The following is a 15,542-nucleotide window of genomic DNA, read 5'->3' as shown; positions in this document are numbered from 1 at the left end:
ATGTTCCCTGAACGCTTCACCTTTTCCATCGCCGATTGGGTCAACGGCTGGGTCGACAGCCTGGTGACCAACTACGGCGACGTGTTCCGCCACATCTCCGACACCCTGCTCTACGCCATCGTCTACCTCGAAGGCCTGCTGCGTGCCACGCCCTGGTGGCTGGTGCTGATCGTGGTCGCCGGGATTACCTGGCATGCCACCCGGCGCATCCTGCCGACGGTGGTGATCACCGGCCTGTTGTTCCTGGTGGGCGCCGTCGGCCTCTGGGACAAGCTGATGCAGACCGTCGCGCTGATGCTGGTGGCCACCTTCATCTCGGTGCTGATCGGCATTCCGCTGGGAATCCTCGCGGCCCGCAGCGACCGCCTGCGTGCGGTGCTGATGCCGCTGCTGGACATCATGCAGACCATGCCCAGCTTCGTGTACCTGATCCCGGTGCTGATGCTCTTCGGCCTGGGCAAGGTACCGGCCATCTTCGCCACCGTGATCTACGCCGCGCCGCCGCTGATCCGCCTCACCGACCTCGGCATCCGCCAGGTGGACGGCGAGGTGATGGAAGCCATCAACGCCTTCGGCGCCAACCGCTGGCAGCAGTTGTTCGGTGTGCAGTTGCCGCTGGCGATGCCGAGCATCATGGCCGGCATCAACCAGACCACCATGATGGCCCTGTCGATGGTGGTGATCGCGTCCATGATCGGCGCCCGTGGTCTCGGCGAGGACGTCCTGGTGGGCATCCAGACCCTCAACGTCGGCAAGGGCCTCGAAGCGGGCCTGGCCATCGTCATCCTGGCCGTGGTCTTCGACCGCATCACCCAGGCTTACGGCCGTTCGCGGCACGCAGCCAGCAAATGAGTGGCGAGAACATGAGCAAGATCGTCGTCAAGAACGTATTCAAGATCTTCGGCCAGCGCGCCGACGAAGCCCTGGCGCTGATCCAGCAGGGCAAGAGCAAGGCGGACGTGCTGTCCAACACCGGCTGCGTGGTCGGGGTCAACGACCTGTCGCTGTCCATCGGCGCCGGCGAGATCTTCGTGATCATGGGCCTGTCCGGTTCCGGCAAGTCCACCCTGGTGCGTCACTTCAACCGCCTGATCGACCCCACCAGCGGGCAGATCCTGGTCGATGGCGAGGACATCCTGCGCTACGACATGGAGCAGCTGCGCGAATTCCGCCGCAAGAAGATCAGCATGGTGTTCCAGAGCTTCGGCCTGCTGCCGCACAAGTCGGTGATCGACAACGTTGCCTACGGCCTCAAGGTGCGCGGCGAGACCAAGGAATATTGCCTGGAGCGCGCCCAGCACTGGATCACCACCGTGGGCCTGAAGGGCTACGAGAAGTCCTACCCGCACCAGCTCTCCGGCGGCATGCGCCAGCGCGTCGGCCTGGCCCGGGCACTGGCCTCGGACACCGACATCATCCTCATGGACGAAGCCTTCAGCGCCCTCGACCCGCTGATCCGTGCCGACATGCAGGAACAGTTGCTGGAGCTGCAGAAGACCCTGCAGAAAACCATTGTCTTCATCACCCATGACCTCGACGAGGCCGTGCGCATCGGCAACCGCATCGCCATCCTCAAGGACGGCCAACTGATCCAGGTCGGTACGCCGAAAGAGATCCTCCACCAGCCGGCTGACGACTATGTCGATCGCTTCGTCCAGCGCCGCGTGGCCAATCTGTAAGGAACAGCTGAATGTCGTTACCCGAGAAAGTCCTGCTGGGTGATTCGCCGTTGAACTGGCGCCAGGTGGTGGCCGTGGCTCGCCACGGCGCGCGCCTGGAGTTGACGCCGTCGGCCTGGGCGCGCATCGACAATGCCCGTGGCATCGTCGAGCGGATCGTCGAGCGGGGCGAGCGCGCCTACGGGATCAGCACCGGTCTCGGCGCACTCAGTGAAGTGGTGCTGACCGCTGAGCAGTTCGCCACGCTGTCGCGCAACACCCTGCTCAGCCATGCCTGCGGCGTTGGTCCGGTGCTGGCCGACGAGCAGACCCGCGCCATCATCTGCTGCGCCATCGCCAACTACAGCCATGGACGCTCCGGCCTGCAGCGGCAGGTGGTGGAAGCACTGCTGGCGCTGCTGGAGCGCGGCATCACCCCACAGGTGCCGTCCCAAGGGTCGGTGGGCTACCTCACTCACATGGCCCACGTCGGCATCGCCCTGCTCGGCGTTGGCGAAGTGAGCTATCGCGGTCGGGTGGTATCCGCCGCCGAAGCGCTGGCCGCCGAAGGCCTCCAGCCCCTGAAACTGGGCGCCAAGGACGGGCTCTGCCTGGTCAACGGCCTGCCCTGCATGACCGGCCTGACTTGCCTGGCCCTGGACGACGCGGAACGCCTGATGCGTTGGGCAGACGTGATCGGCGCCATGAGCTTCGAGGCGCTGCGCGGACAGATCGCCGCCTTCGACCCGGACATCATCGCCCTCAAGCCGCACCCCGGCATGCAGGCGGTGGGCGCCAACCTGCTGGCCCTGCTGGCCGGTAGCGAAGTGGTCGCCGCAAGCAAAGGCATCCGCACCCAGGACGCCCTGAGCATCCGTTCCATCCCGCAGGTGCATGGCGCCTGCCGTGATCAACTGGCCCACGCCGCGAAACAGGTGGATACCGAACTGGCATCGGCCAACGACAATCCCCTGCTGCTGGGGACGCCGGACAGTTACAAGGTCGTCTCCCAGGCCAACCCCCACGGCGAATCGGTCGCCATGGCGGCGGACCTGCTGGCGATTGCGGTGGCCGAGCTTGGCGGCATAGCCGAACGCCGCCTGGATCGCCTGGTCAACCCGCTGGTCAGTGGCCTGCCGGCGTTCCTGGTAGGCCAGCCCGGGGTCAACTCGGGAATGATGATCGCCCAGTACGTCGCCGCTGCCCTGGTCGGAGAGAACCGTCAGCTGGCGCAGCCGGCCGTTGTGGATAACTTCGTCACCTCCGGCCTGCAGGAAGATCACCTGAGCCTCGGCACCAGTGCCGCCCTCAAGCTGGGCAAGGCGGTGGAGAATTGCCGCCGTATCCTTGCCATCGAATATCTGTTTGCCGCCCAGGCTTTCGAGTTCCACAAGCCCAGGGGCTTCGGTGCTGGCACAACGGCTGCGTGGGAAACCCTGCGCGAGCACGTGCCGGCTTATGACCAGGACCGCTGGCTGGCACCGGATATCGCCCGTGCCGCCGACCTGCTACGTGACGGTGCTGCGCTGGAAGGGATTTCCGTTCGCACCGGAGGCCTGCAATGAAACACCTCTGGCACAACTGCCACGCCGCCACGATGCAAGGCGGCAAGTACTCGATCATCGAAGACGCCGTACTGCTGACCTACGCCGGGCGCATCGAGTGGATCGGCCCGCGTGCCGAACTGCCGTCGATCCCCTATGACGTGGAAGTCGACCTCAATGGCGCCTGGGTCACTCCGGGGCTGATCGACTGCCATACCCACCTGGTGTTCGGTGGTGACCGCAGCCGCGAGTTCGAGCAACGCCTGGAAGGCGTCAGCTACGCTGAGATCGCTGCCCAGGGCGGTGGTATCGCCAGTACTGTGCGCGCCACTCGTGAAGCCAGCGAGGACGAGCTGCTGGAGAGCGCCACCCGCCGTGCCCGCCAGTTGCTGCGTGACGGCGTGACCACCCTGGAAGTGAAATCCGGCTACGGCCTGGACCTGGCCAGCGAGCGCAAGATGTTGCGGGTCGCGCGGCGCCTGGGTGAGACCCTGCCGATCACCGTGCGCGCCACCTGCCTGGCGGCGCACGCCCTGCCGCCGGAATATGCCGGCCGTGCGGATGACTACATCGACCACATCTGCCGTGAGATGCTGCCGGCCCTGGCCAATGAGGGCCTGGTGGACGCGGTGGACGCCTTCTGCGAGCACCTGGCGTTTTCCCCTGCCCAGGTGGAGCGCGTTTTCAAGGTCGCGAAGACGCTCGGTTTGCCGGTGAAACTGCATGCCGAGCAGTTGTCCTCCCTGCATGGTTCCGCTCTCGCTGCACGCTATCAGGCGCTGTCGGCGGATCACCTGGAATACATGACCGAGGACGACGCCATCGCCATGGCCGCCTCGGGCACCGTCGCCGTGCTGCTGCCCGGCGCCTTCTTCCTGCTGCGGGAAACCCAGCTGCCGCCCATCGATGCCCTGCGCAAGCACGGCGTGGCGATGGCGGTGTCGACTGATCTCAACCCCGGCACTTCGCCCGCGCTTTCCCTGCGGATGATGCTGAACATGGCCTGCACCTCCTTCCGTCTGACCCCGGAAGAAGCGCTGGCCGGCGCCACCCTGCATGCGGCCAAGGCCCTCGGCCTGGCCGGCAGCCACGGTAGCCTGGAGGCGGGCAAGGTGGCCGACTTCATCGCCTGGGACATCCAGCGCCCGGCAGAACTCGCATACTGGCTGGGTGGCGACCTGCCCAAGCGGGTGATTCGACACGGACAGGAGATCGACTGTGGATAACGTTCTCTCATTCAGCCGCGGCAACGTGCCGTTGCTGATCAGCATGCCGCATCCCGGCACCCTGCTGACCCCGGCGGTGGAAGCCGGGATGGTGGAGGCCGGCTGGGACCTCACCGACACCGACTGGCACATCCCGCGCCTCTACGATTTCGCCGCCGACCTGGGAGCGAGCACCCTGGCAGCGCAGTATTCGCGCTACGTCATCGACCTCAATCGCCCGTCCGACGACAAGCCGCTCTATGCAACCGCCACCACCGGCCTGTACCCGTCGACCCTGTTCGATGGCGAGCCGCTCTACCACGACGGCGAGGAGCCCTCGGCGGCAGAGCGGGCACGCTACCTGGCAGACATCTGGACGCCCTATCACCAGACCATCAGCGATGAGCTGGCGCGGATGAAGGCCGAGTTCGGCTACGCCATGCTGTTCGACGCCCACTCCATCCGTTCCTTCGTCCCGCGCCTGTTCGACGGCCGCCTGCCGGACTTCAACCTCGGCACCAACGCCGGCGCCAGTTGCGATCCGGGCCTGGCCGATGCCCTGGTGGCGGTTTGCGCCGAGGCGAAGGACTACAGCCACGTGCTCAATGGCCGCTTCAAGGGCGGCCACATCACCCGTCACTACGGCCAGCCTGACCAGCACATCCACGCTGTGCAGCTGGAGCTGGCGCAATGCACCTACATGGATGAGCAGGTGCCCTTCGACTATCGCGAAGACCTCGCGGTGCCGACCCAGGCCGTGCTGAATCGCTTGCTGCAGGCGATGCTGGAGTGGGGCCAGCAGCGCTACGGCCGCTGACCAGTCTGAGGGCAACGGCTAGTGCCGCCGCTGCCTCAAAGGGCGCGGAGGAAGTCCAGCATCAGCGCGCTGACCTCCTCCGGCCGCTCCTGTTGAAGCCAGTGCCCGGCGCCATTGAGCAGGTGGCACTCCCGCAGTCCGGGCAGCGTTTTCGGAAACGCGGCGATCAACTGGGGAATCACCGGGAAACCGAGCACCGAGTCCCGGGTTCCGGCCATGAACATCGACGGCTGGCGGATGATGCTGCCGCGCCACGGCGCCATGAGTTCGCTGGAGAGGCGCATGCTCCGGTACCAGTTCAGTCCGCCGCGAAAACCGCTGCGTCGGAATGCCTGCACGTAGTAGTCGAGGTCGTCTTCAGTGAGCCAGGCCGGTAGCACGTCGGGCTCTTTCATGTGCCCGAGGAAGCCCTGGCCGGGCTGTAGGCGACCGAATGCCGGCAGGCCCTGCCAATCACCGGAACCGCAGAAGAGCAAGCGGCGGAAGGTTGCGCTGATATCCCGCTCCAGTTCGGCTTCCGCCACGCCGGGGGCCTGGAAGTACTGCATGTAGTAATCCTGGATGCCCCGGCCTTCCAGCACTTTCAGGATGTCCGTCGGGTCGGGCGGCGCAAAGGGCACGCTCATGCCGATCACTGCGCGAAACAGGTCCGGCCGCAGCAGGGCGGCGGCCCAGGCCACCATGGCCCCCCAGTCGTGCCCCACGATGACCGCCTGGCGCTCTCCCAGCACCCGTATGAGGTCCACCATGTCCCCGACCAGGTGCAGCCTGGAATAGGCCTCCACGGCTTGCGGGGCGTCGGTTTCGCCGTAGCCGCGCATGTCCGGGGCGACCGCCCTGAAGCCGGCCGCCGCAAGGGAGTCGAGCTGGTGGCGCCAGGCGTACCACAGCTCTGGAAATCCGTGGCACAGCAGCACCATTGGCCCGTCGCCCTGTATCGCGACGCGCATGCGGATGCCGTTGACTGTGAGGGTTTCCAGCGTCAGGGCGCCCATGTCCAGGTCTTCTGCTCAGGCGAGCAGCGCCATCAGCCTGGGCAGGTTCACCGCTGCCTGCTGCCTGGCGAGGGTCAGTTCGTGGAGCAGGGCATGGCGCTCGCTGTCGTCGGGCCGGACGTCGCGTACCACCGTGGTCATCAGGAACAGGCGGGCGCTGAACAGCCACTGGGTCAGAGCCTGGTCTTCGCGCCAGCGCTGGAAGTTGCCCAGGTAGACGTCCCAGATCCTGAGCCAGTCCTCTGGAACCCGTGGCACCGGGACCGGCTGGCAGCAGGCGTTCTTCGCCGCGTCGTCGGCCAGGTGGCATTCGACGTAGGCGATCAGGGCGGCTGAAAACACCGGCTGGTTGTTGCTGACGAAGGTCAGGTTGATCCTGTTTCCGTCGAACACCTGCGCCACCTTCCATCCAGCCAGGGCGCTGGCACTGCAGTCGATGAACAGAGCTCCCATGGGCACCTCGACGCTGCCGCCCTCCAGCATGACCGCGCCCGGCTCGATCTCCTCGACATGGCCCAGCCGAACCTTGTGTTCGATGCCGCGCAGGGCGTTCAGCTCGCTCCGGGTCACGGTAGCGCCGCGATAGGCGCCAGGGGTGACGGACGGATCGATACGCAGCAACTGGCCCGACTGTTCAAGCCGGTCGAACAGGTCCGCGAGCGAGGTGGCGGCGCCAAGGGCCGAGTACTGTGCCGTGATGCCGCGGACGCTCAGCTCGAAGTACTCGAGGCCAGGTTGCAGGGTGGCGCGATCCACCAGCCAGGGATCACTGGGCATGATCCAGTGGATCGATCCCGGGGCCACGCCGTTCTGCAGCAGCCAGAGGCAGGTATCGATGCCGGTCTTGCCGGAGCCGACCACCACATAGGCGGGATGGGGCTGGCGGATCTGCGGCAGCTCGTTGGGCGGCACGCAGGTTACGCCGGTGGCCACCCGGTATTTCGGCGGATGAGTGGAAGGCACCTGGGTCTGGGCGTGTGTGGCGTCGACCAGTTTCCGCCGTACCTGCACCCGGTACTCCGTGCCGCCAAGCAGGGAAACGAAACGATGGTCCGCCGCGCGATCCCCGACGTAGTCGCACATGGGGAAGTAGCGCACGCGCCCCGAAGGCAGGAACCGCTGGTTCATCACCTGCTCGTAGTAGCTGAGGATTTCCGTACCGGAGGCCAGTTCGTAGAGGTTCTCCCCCAGCGCCGAGCTGTCTTTCTTGCCACTGCCCAGCTCACGGGAATTCACGCCGTAGCAGGCCGAGGGCTGGTGAAGCCGGACGAAGGGGTAGGCGTCGTTCCAGTGCCCGCCGGGCTGGGCGTGGCGGTCCACCATCAGCACAGTGGCGTCGGATTCGCTGAGCAAGGTGTCGACGAAGGCCATCGCCGCGGCGCCGGCGCCGATCACCAGATAGTCGGTTTCCAACAGGTCCGGGTGCATGGCGACTGTCCTCGCGAATGTGGAAGCCCCCACCCCCCAAGGCTAGACCCGTGAGTCCGGAACTCCAGATCAAGAGCTGATTGCGACGATAGCCAAGGGCTCTAGCGCTGCAGGCCGAGATGGCGGATCACCACCACCTCGGCGGCGACCCGCTCCCAGACATCATCCAGCAGCTCGGCCGGGTAGAAGGGCAGGGCGGCCAGCTCGTCGCGGCTGATCCAGGCCAGTTCCTTGATGTCGAACTCGTCGCCTCCCAGGCCGCTCAGATTGGCCAGGCTGAGTTCGCCACGCCAGGCGTCGATCCGGTAGAACAGCTCCATGTGGAAGCGGCCCATGGCCGGCTCGGCGAATTCGCGGACGTAGACCAGCGGGCCGACGTCCACCTCCAGCCCCGTCTCCTCCCTGAACTCGCGGCGCACGGTGTCACGGGTGCATTCGTCGCTGACCGATTCGAAGCCGCCGCCTGGTGGAATCCAGTAGGTATCGTCGCCGACCACGTGCTTGACCAGCAGGATGCGGCCATCACGCACCAGGAGGCCGGCGGCGCGGATGCGGTGGGTAAGTGGCGCGCTCATTGCCAGTCCAGCCGGGCAAGTTTCCACTCGCCATCGTCGAGCCACCATTCCAGCTTCACCCCATAGTGCCGGGCGCTGTCGGGAATCAGCCCCTCGGCCCCGGTGAGGGCGACCTGGGCGTCGGTATAGCCTTTTTCGCGGTAGGTCGGGTCCAGGCTGTTGGCCTTGCCGAGGGCGATCACGCTGACATTCTTGTGGCGCATGAACAGCAGGGTCATGGTGCGTTTGGCCCAGTCACGGTCGTTCTGTTGCTGGGCGATGAACTGCGGGTGCAACTGCTCCAGCACCGCGGCGGTTTTCTTCGATTCGAGGTTGTCCTGCAGGCGTTGCACCGCCGCATCCAGCTCCGCGGCCGGGTCGCTCCGGCCACAACCGGCTAGGATTGCCAGTACGCAGAGCGTCGGCAGAGCGATCTTCCTGAGTAGCATGCTGAACTCCTTTTTCCTCGTTATGATGCCCGGCAGATTAGAAGGCCGGACTCGTCCAGGGGTCGACCTTACGCACAGTTTCGGGAGCCCAGAATGCAGACTTTGTATCCGGAGATAAAACCCTACGCCCGGCACGAGCTGGCGGTGGATGCGCCGCACGTGCTCTATGTGGATGAAAGCGGTACGCCGGAAGGCTTGCCGGTGGTGTTCATCCACGGTGGCCCGGGGGCCGGCTGCGACGCCATGAGCCGGCGTTTCTTCGATCCGAACCTGTATCGCATCGTCACCTTCGACCAGCGTGGCTGTGGCCGTTCCACACCCCACGCGAGCCTGGAAAAGAACACCACCTGGGACCTGGTGGCCGACCTTGAGCGCATCCGCCAGCACCTGGGGATCGACAAGTGGGTGCTGTTCGGCGGTTCCTGGGGCTCCACCCTGTCCCTGGCCTATGCCCAGGCGCATCCGGAACGCGTGCACGGCCTGATCCTGCGGGGCATCTTCCTGTGCCGGCCGGAGGACTTCCACTGGTTCTACCAGGAAGGCTGCAGCCGGATGTTCCCGGACTACTGGGAAGACTACCTGGCACCGATTCCGGCCGAGGAACATGGCGACCTGATGCAGGCCTTCTACAAGCGCCTGACCGGCCCTGACCAGATCGCCCAGATGCACGCGGCCAAGGCCTGGTCCACCTGGGAAGGCCGCACCGCCACCCTGCGCCCGAGCGCGCCGGTGGTGGAGCGCTTCAGCGAGCCGATGCGCGCCCTGTCCATCGCCCGCATCGAATGCCACTACTTCGTCAACAACGCTTTCCTCGAGCCTAACCAGCTGCTCCGCGACATGCCGCGCATCGCCCATCTGCCGGGTGTGATCGTGCATGGCCGCTATGACGCCATCTGCCCCTTGGACAACGCCTGGGCCCTGCATAAGACCTGGCCGAACAGCGAACTGCAGATCGTCCGCGATGCCGGCCACGCGGCCGCCGAGGCCGGCATCACCGACGCCCTGGTGCGCGCGTCCAACCAGATGGCCCGCCGCCTGCTGGAGCTGCCGCCCGAGGAAGACGCCTGATGAAGGCACTGCTGCAACGGGTCAGTGCCGCCCGCGTTGAAGTGGAAGGTGAGGTGGTCGGGGCCATCGACCAGGGCCTGCTGGTATTGGTCGGCGTCGAGCCCCAGGACACCGAGGCCAGCGCCGACAAACTGCTGCACAAACTGGTCAACTACCGCGTATTTGCCGATGCCGAGGGCAAGATGAACCTGTCCCTCGGCGCCGTTGGTGGCGGCTTGCTGCTGGTCTCCCAGTTCACCCTGGCCGCCGATACCAAGAGCGGCCTGCGCCCGAGTTTCTCCACCGCAGCGTCTCCGGCGCGCGGTGAGGAACTGTTCGACTACCTCGTGGCACAGGCTCGCCTCAAGCATCCGCAGGTGGCCACCGGCCGCTTCGGCGCCAACATGCAGGTGCATCTGATCAACGACGGGCCGGTCACTTTCCTGCTCGAAAGCTGAGCTGGCCCGATATCTGCTTCTTGCGACTCGCCATCCACGGAGATGCGGTTTAGCATGCGCGCCATGCCCCGTCGTTCGTGGGCTGGACAACAACAACGATCTGCCCCGTTGGCAGGCTCTTGAAACGCTATCTGCGTTGTCGAGGCGTCGCCTTGACTGCGTCGTTAACGTTTTTCAACGAGCCGCCCCATTAGGAGAAGGAATGAAAAAGTTTCTCGCGTCTTTGCTGTTCGCCGCCAGCGCCCTGACCGGTCTGGCCCACGCTGGCATGGTCGATGATGCAGTCAAGCGCGGCACCCTGCGCGTCGGCATGGACCCGACCTACATGCCCTTCGAAATGACCAACAAGCGCGGTGAGATCATCGGCTTCGAAGTCGACCTGCTCAAGGCCATGGCCAAGGCCATGGGCGTCAAGCTGGAACTGGTCTCCACCAGCTACGACGGCATCATTCCGGCCCTGCTGACCGACAAGTTCGACATGATCGGCTCCGGCATGACCCTGACCCAGGAGCGCAACCTGCGCATCAACTTCTCCGAACCCTTCATCGTGGTCGGCCAGACCCTGCTGATCCGCAAGGAGCTGCAAGGCGAAATCAAGTCCTACAAGGACCTGAACGATGCCAAGTACCGCATCACCTCCAAGATCGGCACCACCGGCGAAATGGTCGCCAAGAAGCTGATCGCCAAGGCCCAGTACCACGGCTTTGACAACGAGCAGGAAGCGGTGATGGACGTGGTCAACGGCAAGGCCGACGCCTTCATCTACGACGCCCCGTACAACGTCGTGGCCGTGAACAAGGCCGGCGCCGGCAAGCTGGTGTTCCTGGAAGAGCCCTTCACCTTCGAACCCCTGGCCTTCGGCCTGAAGAAGGGCGACTACGACAGCCTGAACTGGGTCAACAACTGGATGCACCAGGTCCGCAACGACGGCACCTACGAGCGCATCCACGCCAAGTGGTTCAAGAAGACCGACTGGCTGAAAGAGATGGAATAAACCCGCGCCGGCCTCCGGGCCGCGTTGGTTGCGACAGGCCCGGCCCACAAGGCCGGGCCTGCCTTTTGTTCCCCGCCATGAGCGAGATTTACCGTGACTAGAAAACATCGCCGCACCTGGCCCTGGCACATCCTGACCGGTCTGATCCTGGTCATGATCGGCTGGGGACTCTGGTACTCCACTTCGCTGATTTCCTACGAATGGCGCTGGAACCGCGTGCCTCAGTACTTCGCCTACCAGGCGGAGGAAAGCCAGCGCGCCGCCGATTACGGCACCGTCAGCGCCATCGCCGACGCCGGCGACAACGCCCGCGTGACCCTGACCGCCGAGGGTGGCGAGGAACAGGTGCTGGAAGTGGCCCGTGACAGCCTGCAGGTGAGCCAGGGCGATGACGTTTCCGAAGGCGACCAGATCGGCGTGACCCGCCACTGGGCTGCCGGTCCGTTGCTCTGGGGCCTCTGGACCACCCTGTGGATATCCGTGGTGTCCGGCGCTTTTGGCCTGCTGATCGGCCTGTTTACCGGCCTCTGCCGCCTGTCCAGCAACCCCACGCTGCGCGACCTGTCCACCGTTTACGTCGAACTGGTGCGCGGTACGCCGCTGCTGGTGCAGATATTCATCTTCTACTTCTTCATCGGCACCGTGCTGAACCTCTCCCGCGAGTTCGCCGGGGTGGCGGCGCTGGCGCTGTTCACCGGCGCCTACGTCGGCGAGATCGTCCGTGCCGGCGTGCAGTCCATCGCCCGTGGCCAGAACGAGGCGGCACGCTCGCTGGGCCTGAACGCGGGCCAGTCCATGCGCCACGTGATCCTGCCGCAGGCGTTCAAGCGCGTACTGCCGCCGCTGGCCGGGCAGTTCATCAGCCTGGTCAAGGACACCTCGCTGGTCTCGGTGATCGCCATCACCGAACTGACCAAGAGCGGCCGCGAGGCGATCACGACCTCCTTCTCCACCTTCGAGATCTGGTTCTGCGTCGCCGCGCTCTACCTCGTCATCAACCTGCCGCTGTCGCAAATCGCCAGCCGTCTGGAGCGGAGGCTCGGGAAAAGTGATTGAAGTCCGAAACCTGGTGAAAGTCTTCGATGCTCGCGGCCAAGAGGTGCGGGCTGTGGATAACGTCACCACGCAGGTGAAGCGTGGCGAAGTAGTGGTGGTGATCGGCCCGTCGGGCTCCGGCAAGTCCACCTTCCTGCGCTGCCTGAACGGCCTGGAGGAGCTGGATTCCGGTTCGGTGAGCATCGACGGCGTCGACCTCGCCAACCCGAAGACCGACGTGAACGCCTACCGCCGCGAAGTGGGCATGGTGTTCCAACACTTCAACCTGTTCCCGCACATGACCGTGCTGGAGAACCTGTGCCTGGCGCAGAAGGTCGTCCGCAAGCGCGGCAAGGCCGAGCGCGAGGCCAAGGCCCAGGCGCTGCTGGCCAAGGTCGGCATCGCGCAGAAGGCCAACGAGTACCCCTCGCGCCTGTCCGGCGGCCAGCAGCAGCGCGTGGCCATCGCCCGCGCCCTGTGCATGGAGCCCAAGGTGATGCTGTTCGACGAGCCGACTTCGGCGCTGGACCCGGAAATGGTCGGCGAAGTGCTGGACGTGATGAAGCAGCTCGCCCAGGAAGGCATGACCATGGTCTGCGTGACCCACGAAATGGGCTTCGCCCGCGAAGTGGCCGACCGGGTGTTGTTCTTCGACCACGGCAAGCTATTGGAAGACGCACCACCCGCGCAGTTCTTCGACAAGCCCCAGGACCCGCGTGCGCAGAGCTTCCTGCGGCAGGTGCTCTAATCAGGCCGGCGGAGCGGGATTTTTGTAGGTTGTGGCTGAGCGGAGCGAAGCCCAGCAATGCCAAGCTCGGCGTCCGCAATGTTGGGCTTCGTGACCTCAGCCACAACCTACGGCCTTCCCGAGCCCCATAACGGGCTCAGTGCAGCGGCGTCGCCGGTTGCAGTTCGTTCTCTTCCAGCCAGTCCTGGGCCAGTTCGCGCAGCCGGGTGGCTTCGAACTGGTGCCAGGCTTCCAGCAGTACCGGGTACTCCATCAGCACATGGCGGAAGCTGCGGGCGGGTTTGCGGCCCGTCAGGGCCTGTTCCAGGGCGGAATAGGCGTGGGGGTGGACCACTTCATGGAGGAACTCCTGCATCAGCCGCAGCTCGTCGCCCTGGCCCAGCGGCTCCACCAGCAGGAAGCGCTCCGGCTCTTCCCGCAGCAGGGTCTCCAGTTCGGGGTCGGCGTCTTCTTCGGGAATCAGCAGGACCTTGCCGCTAAGCAGGTCGAGGTAGTGATCGAGACCCTCGGTATTGAGGGCGAAGGCGATCTGGTCGAGGTCGATGGTCAACGGGCGCATGGCGGACACTCGAAGGCAGGAAACATGATCGGATCCTACCTCCAAGCCCAGGGGATTGTCAGATACGGAAGCGGCTGACGGTCGCCTGCAGTTCGTTGCCCAGGCGCGCCAGTTCGCTGCTGGAAGCGGCCGTCTCCTCGCTGGCGGAGGCGGTCTGCTCGGAAATGTCGCGCACGTTGACCACGCTGCGGTTGATTTCGTCGGCAACGGCGCCCTGCTGCTCTGCGGCCGCCGCGATCTGCTGGTTCATCGCCTGGATGGTGGAAACCGCCTGGGCAATTGCGCTGAGCCGCCTTCCGGCGCGGCGGGTCAGTTCGACGGTGCTGTCGGTCAGGCTACGGCTGGTGTCCATCAGGCTCGCGGCCTGCTGGGTGCCGTTCTGCAGACCGCCGATCAGTTCCTCGATCTCTTTGGTGGACTGTTGCGTGCGTTGCGCCAGGCCGCGCACTTCGTCGGCCACCACGGCGAAGCCGCGCCCGGCTTCGCCCGCGCGGGCGGCCTCGATGGCGGCGTTGAGGGCCAGCAGGTTGGTCTGCTCGGCCACCGACTTGATCACGTCGAGCACGCTGCCGATCTTCTCGCTCTCCTGCTTGAGGCGGTCGACGGCGTCGTTGGAACGGCCTACCTCGGCCGCCAGCCTGTCCATCTGGGCGACGGCATCGTTGACCGCGGTCTCGCCTTCCTTCGCCTGGCGATCGGCCGCGCTGGCCGCTTCGGAGGCCTGTTCGGCGTTGCGCGCGACTTCCTGCACGGTGGCAGCCATCTCATTCATGGCGGTGGCAACCTGGTCGGTTTCCACCTTCTGATTGTTGACCCCGGCGCTGGTCTGCCCGGTGACTGCCGAGAGCTGTTCGGCCGCGCTGGCGATCTGGACGACGCCGTCGCGGATCTGGCCGATCAGCTGGCGCAGGTTCAGGGTCATGCGCTGCATGCTGCCCTGCAATTGGCCGAGTTCGTCGTTGCGGTCCGCGTGCAGGTCTTCGCTGAGGTCGCCGGCGGCAATGCGCTCTGCGGCGCCCAGGGTGCGCTGCAGGGGGCGGACGATCTGCCGGGTGATGACCAGGGCGGCACCGATGCCGATGAGCAGCGCCAGAAGCAGGGCTGTCAGCAGCAGGCTGCGGGTGGTGCCGGTTTCGTGGTTGCGCTTGTCGGTCTGCCGTTCAACCAGCGAGCTGCTGACCTGCATGAGCTTTTCGCCCAGGCCACGCATGGTTTCCAGGTGGGTGCCGGTGCTGTCGGTGGCGCTGCGGAATTCGACTATCGCTGCGCGGTAGGCCTTCAGCGAGACGCTGACCTTGCCCAGGTCCGCATCGTCGCTGCCAATGGTTTCGCCGAGCTTGGCCACCGCCGAGAGCGCGCCGTCCACCGCCGTCAGGGCGGCTTCTTCGAGGTTCGGGTCGCTGCTGAAGGTATAACCGCGCACCTGGAAACGGGCCTGCTGCACGGACAGGCGAAGCTGGACGAGGGTGCGGTACTGCGCGAGGCGGCCGCTGTCGTCGAGGGTGATGTCGTCGAGGATGCGCCGTTCGATCTGGTCGATCACCGCCACCGCCTGGTCAGCGCTCGTGCCCAGTTTGGCGCGGGCTGCCTCACGGGCCTGATAGGCCTGTACGAGCTGCGCAAAGGCGTTCTGGTAGTCGCGGGTGGCACTGCCCTGCTCGGCGACGAGGGCGCGGTCCTGGGGATCGAGAAGGACGCTGGAGAGGTGACTGCCAAGGTCTTCCAGTGCCTTGAGGCTGTCGTTCACCGCAGCGGCGACGGCCGGGTCCTGCTTGATCTGGAACTGCATGCGATTGATGCGCAGGTCCTTGGTTAGTTCGCTCAAGCTCGCGCTCTCGCTCAACTTTTCACCGCGTTCGATGGTGCTGCTGAGGGCGAGCCAACCGGTAAGGGTGATCAGGACGGTCAGCAGCAGGACCAGGCCGAAGCCTGTGGCGAGCTTGAGGTTGACGCTGATGTTGCTGAACCAGCGGAACATGCGGAGCACTCCTTTGCGAGCATGGCGGGCGAGGGGCCGCCTCGAATACCCCTGCTATCGGCAGGGAAGCCGC

General features: G+C 65.5%; 16 protein-coding genes. 10 read left to right on the top strand and 6 right to left on the bottom strand.

Annotated elements, in window-relative coordinates:
• Genes E8E91_RS28950 through hutG form a run of 5 tightly spaced genes read left to right on the top strand, consistent with a single transcriptional unit; the run spans position 1 to position 5,224 of the window.
• Positions 1 to 852 carry a proline/glycine betaine ABC transporter permease gene (locus tag E8E91_RS28950; RefSeq protein WP_280380717.1) on the top strand — a complete coding sequence of 284 codons (852 nt, stop codon included), beginning with the start codon at positions 1 to 3 and terminating at the stop codon, positions 850 to 852.
• A complete protein-coding gene (locus E8E91_RS28945; RefSeq protein ID WP_280380715.1) occupies positions 849 to 1,679 on the top strand; it encodes a glycine betaine/L-proline ABC transporter ATP-binding protein in 831 nt (276 codons plus the stop codon). Before E8E91_RS28950 ends, E8E91_RS28945 begins: the two co-directional genes overlap by 4 nt.
• Positions 1,680 to 1,690: 11 nt before the next feature.
• Positions 1,691 to 3,223: a histidine ammonia-lyase gene (gene hutH / locus E8E91_RS28940; RefSeq protein ID WP_280380713.1), complete on the top strand. Its 1,533-nt coding sequence runs from the start codon at positions 1,691 to 1,693 to the stop codon at positions 3,221 to 3,223.
• Positions 3,220 to 4,428, top strand: a complete 1,209-nt coding sequence (gene hutI / locus E8E91_RS28935) for an imidazolonepropionase (protein ID WP_280380711.1) — start codon at positions 3,220 to 3,222, stop codon at positions 4,426 to 4,428. Before hutH ends, hutI begins: the two co-directional genes overlap by 4 nt.
• Entirely contained in the window at positions 4,421 to 5,224 is an 804-nt protein-coding gene (gene hutG, locus E8E91_RS28930) for an N-formylglutamate deformylase (RefSeq protein WP_280380709.1), read from the top strand. Before hutI ends, hutG begins: the two co-directional genes overlap by 8 nt.
• Positions 5,225 to 5,259: 35 nt before the next feature.
• Here the strand turns inward: hutG and E8E91_RS28925 are convergent, their stop codons facing one another.
• The 4 genes from E8E91_RS28925 to E8E91_RS28910 all read right to left on the bottom strand — a co-directional run bounded on the left by E8E91_RS28925 (position 5,260) and on the right by E8E91_RS28910 (position 8,650).
• Complete coding sequence (locus E8E91_RS28925) at positions 5,260 to 6,219, bottom strand: alpha/beta hydrolase (protein ID WP_280380707.1); 960 nt, start codon at positions 6,217 to 6,219, stop codon at positions 5,260 to 5,262.
• Positions 6,220 to 6,234: 15 nt separating this feature from the next.
• Positions 6,235 to 7,647 carry an NAD(P)/FAD-dependent oxidoreductase gene (locus E8E91_RS28920; protein ID WP_280380705.1) on the bottom strand — a complete coding sequence of 471 codons (1,413 nt, stop codon included), beginning with the start codon at positions 7,645 to 7,647 and terminating at the stop codon, positions 6,235 to 6,237.
• A gap of 101 nt (positions 7,648 to 7,748) precedes the next feature.
• Positions 7,749 to 8,222, bottom strand: a complete 474-nt coding sequence (locus E8E91_RS28915; protein ID WP_280380703.1) for an NUDIX hydrolase — start codon at positions 8,220 to 8,222, stop codon at positions 7,749 to 7,751.
• On the bottom strand, positions 8,219 to 8,650 hold the full coding sequence (locus tag E8E91_RS28910; protein WP_280380702.1) for a hypothetical protein: 432 nt from the start codon (positions 8,648 to 8,650) through the stop codon (positions 8,219 to 8,221). Before E8E91_RS28910 ends, E8E91_RS28915 begins: the two co-directional genes overlap by 4 nt.
• A gap of 93 nt (positions 8,651 to 8,743) precedes the next feature.
• On the opposite strand from E8E91_RS28910, the gene pip reads away from it, so the two are divergent.
• The 5 genes from pip (at position 8,744) to E8E91_RS28885 (ending at position 12,932) form a co-directional block, all read left to right on the top strand.
• Positions 8,744 to 9,718 (top strand): prolyl aminopeptidase, encoded by a 975-nt coding sequence (gene pip / locus E8E91_RS28905; protein WP_280380700.1) that lies wholly within the window; start codon positions 8,744 to 8,746, stop codon positions 9,716 to 9,718.
• Entirely contained in the window at positions 9,718 to 10,155 is a 438-nt protein-coding gene (gene dtd / locus E8E91_RS28900) for a D-aminoacyl-tRNA deacylase (RefSeq protein WP_280380698.1), read from the top strand. The genes pip and dtd overlap by 1 nt, the downstream gene beginning before the upstream one ends.
• Before the next feature lie 202 nt (positions 10,156 to 10,357).
• On the top strand, positions 10,358 to 11,149 hold the full coding sequence (locus E8E91_RS28895) for a transporter substrate-binding domain-containing protein (RefSeq protein WP_280380695.1): 792 nt from the start codon (positions 10,358 to 10,360) through the stop codon (positions 11,147 to 11,149).
• Between the two features lie 93 nt (positions 11,150 to 11,242).
• Positions 11,243 to 12,205, top strand: a complete 963-nt coding sequence (locus E8E91_RS28890) for an amino acid ABC transporter permease (protein ID WP_280380693.1) — start codon at positions 11,243 to 11,245, stop codon at positions 12,203 to 12,205.
• Positions 12,198 to 12,932 carry an amino acid ABC transporter ATP-binding protein gene (locus E8E91_RS28885; protein WP_179062526.1) on the top strand — a complete coding sequence of 245 codons (735 nt, stop codon included), beginning with the start codon at positions 12,198 to 12,200 and terminating at the stop codon, positions 12,930 to 12,932. The genes E8E91_RS28890 and E8E91_RS28885 overlap by 8 nt, the downstream gene beginning before the upstream one ends.
• A 136-nt stretch (positions 12,933 to 13,068) precedes the next feature.
• On the opposite strand, the gene E8E91_RS28880 is transcribed toward E8E91_RS28885, so the two are convergent.
• Both E8E91_RS28880 and E8E91_RS28875 read right to left on the bottom strand, forming a co-directional pair.
• Entirely contained in the window at positions 13,069 to 13,491 is a 423-nt protein-coding gene (locus E8E91_RS28880; RefSeq protein WP_280380692.1) for a UPF0158 family protein, read from the bottom strand.
• Positions 13,492 to 13,549: 58 nt separating this feature from the next.
• Positions 13,550 to 15,469: a methyl-accepting chemotaxis protein gene (locus E8E91_RS28875; protein ID WP_280380690.1), complete on the bottom strand. Its 1,920-nt coding sequence runs from the start codon at positions 15,467 to 15,469 to the stop codon at positions 13,550 to 13,552.
• Between the last annotated feature and the right edge of the window lie 73 nt (positions 15,470 to 15,542).

The sequence above is a fragment of the Pseudomonas sp. BN515 genome (assembly GCF_029873155.1).
Lineage (GTDB): Bacteria > Pseudomonadota > Gammaproteobacteria > Pseudomonadales > Pseudomonadaceae > Metapseudomonas.
The sequence above is the reverse complement of the archived record's forward strand: the minus strand, read 5'-3'. Positions and strand labels throughout refer to the sequence as shown.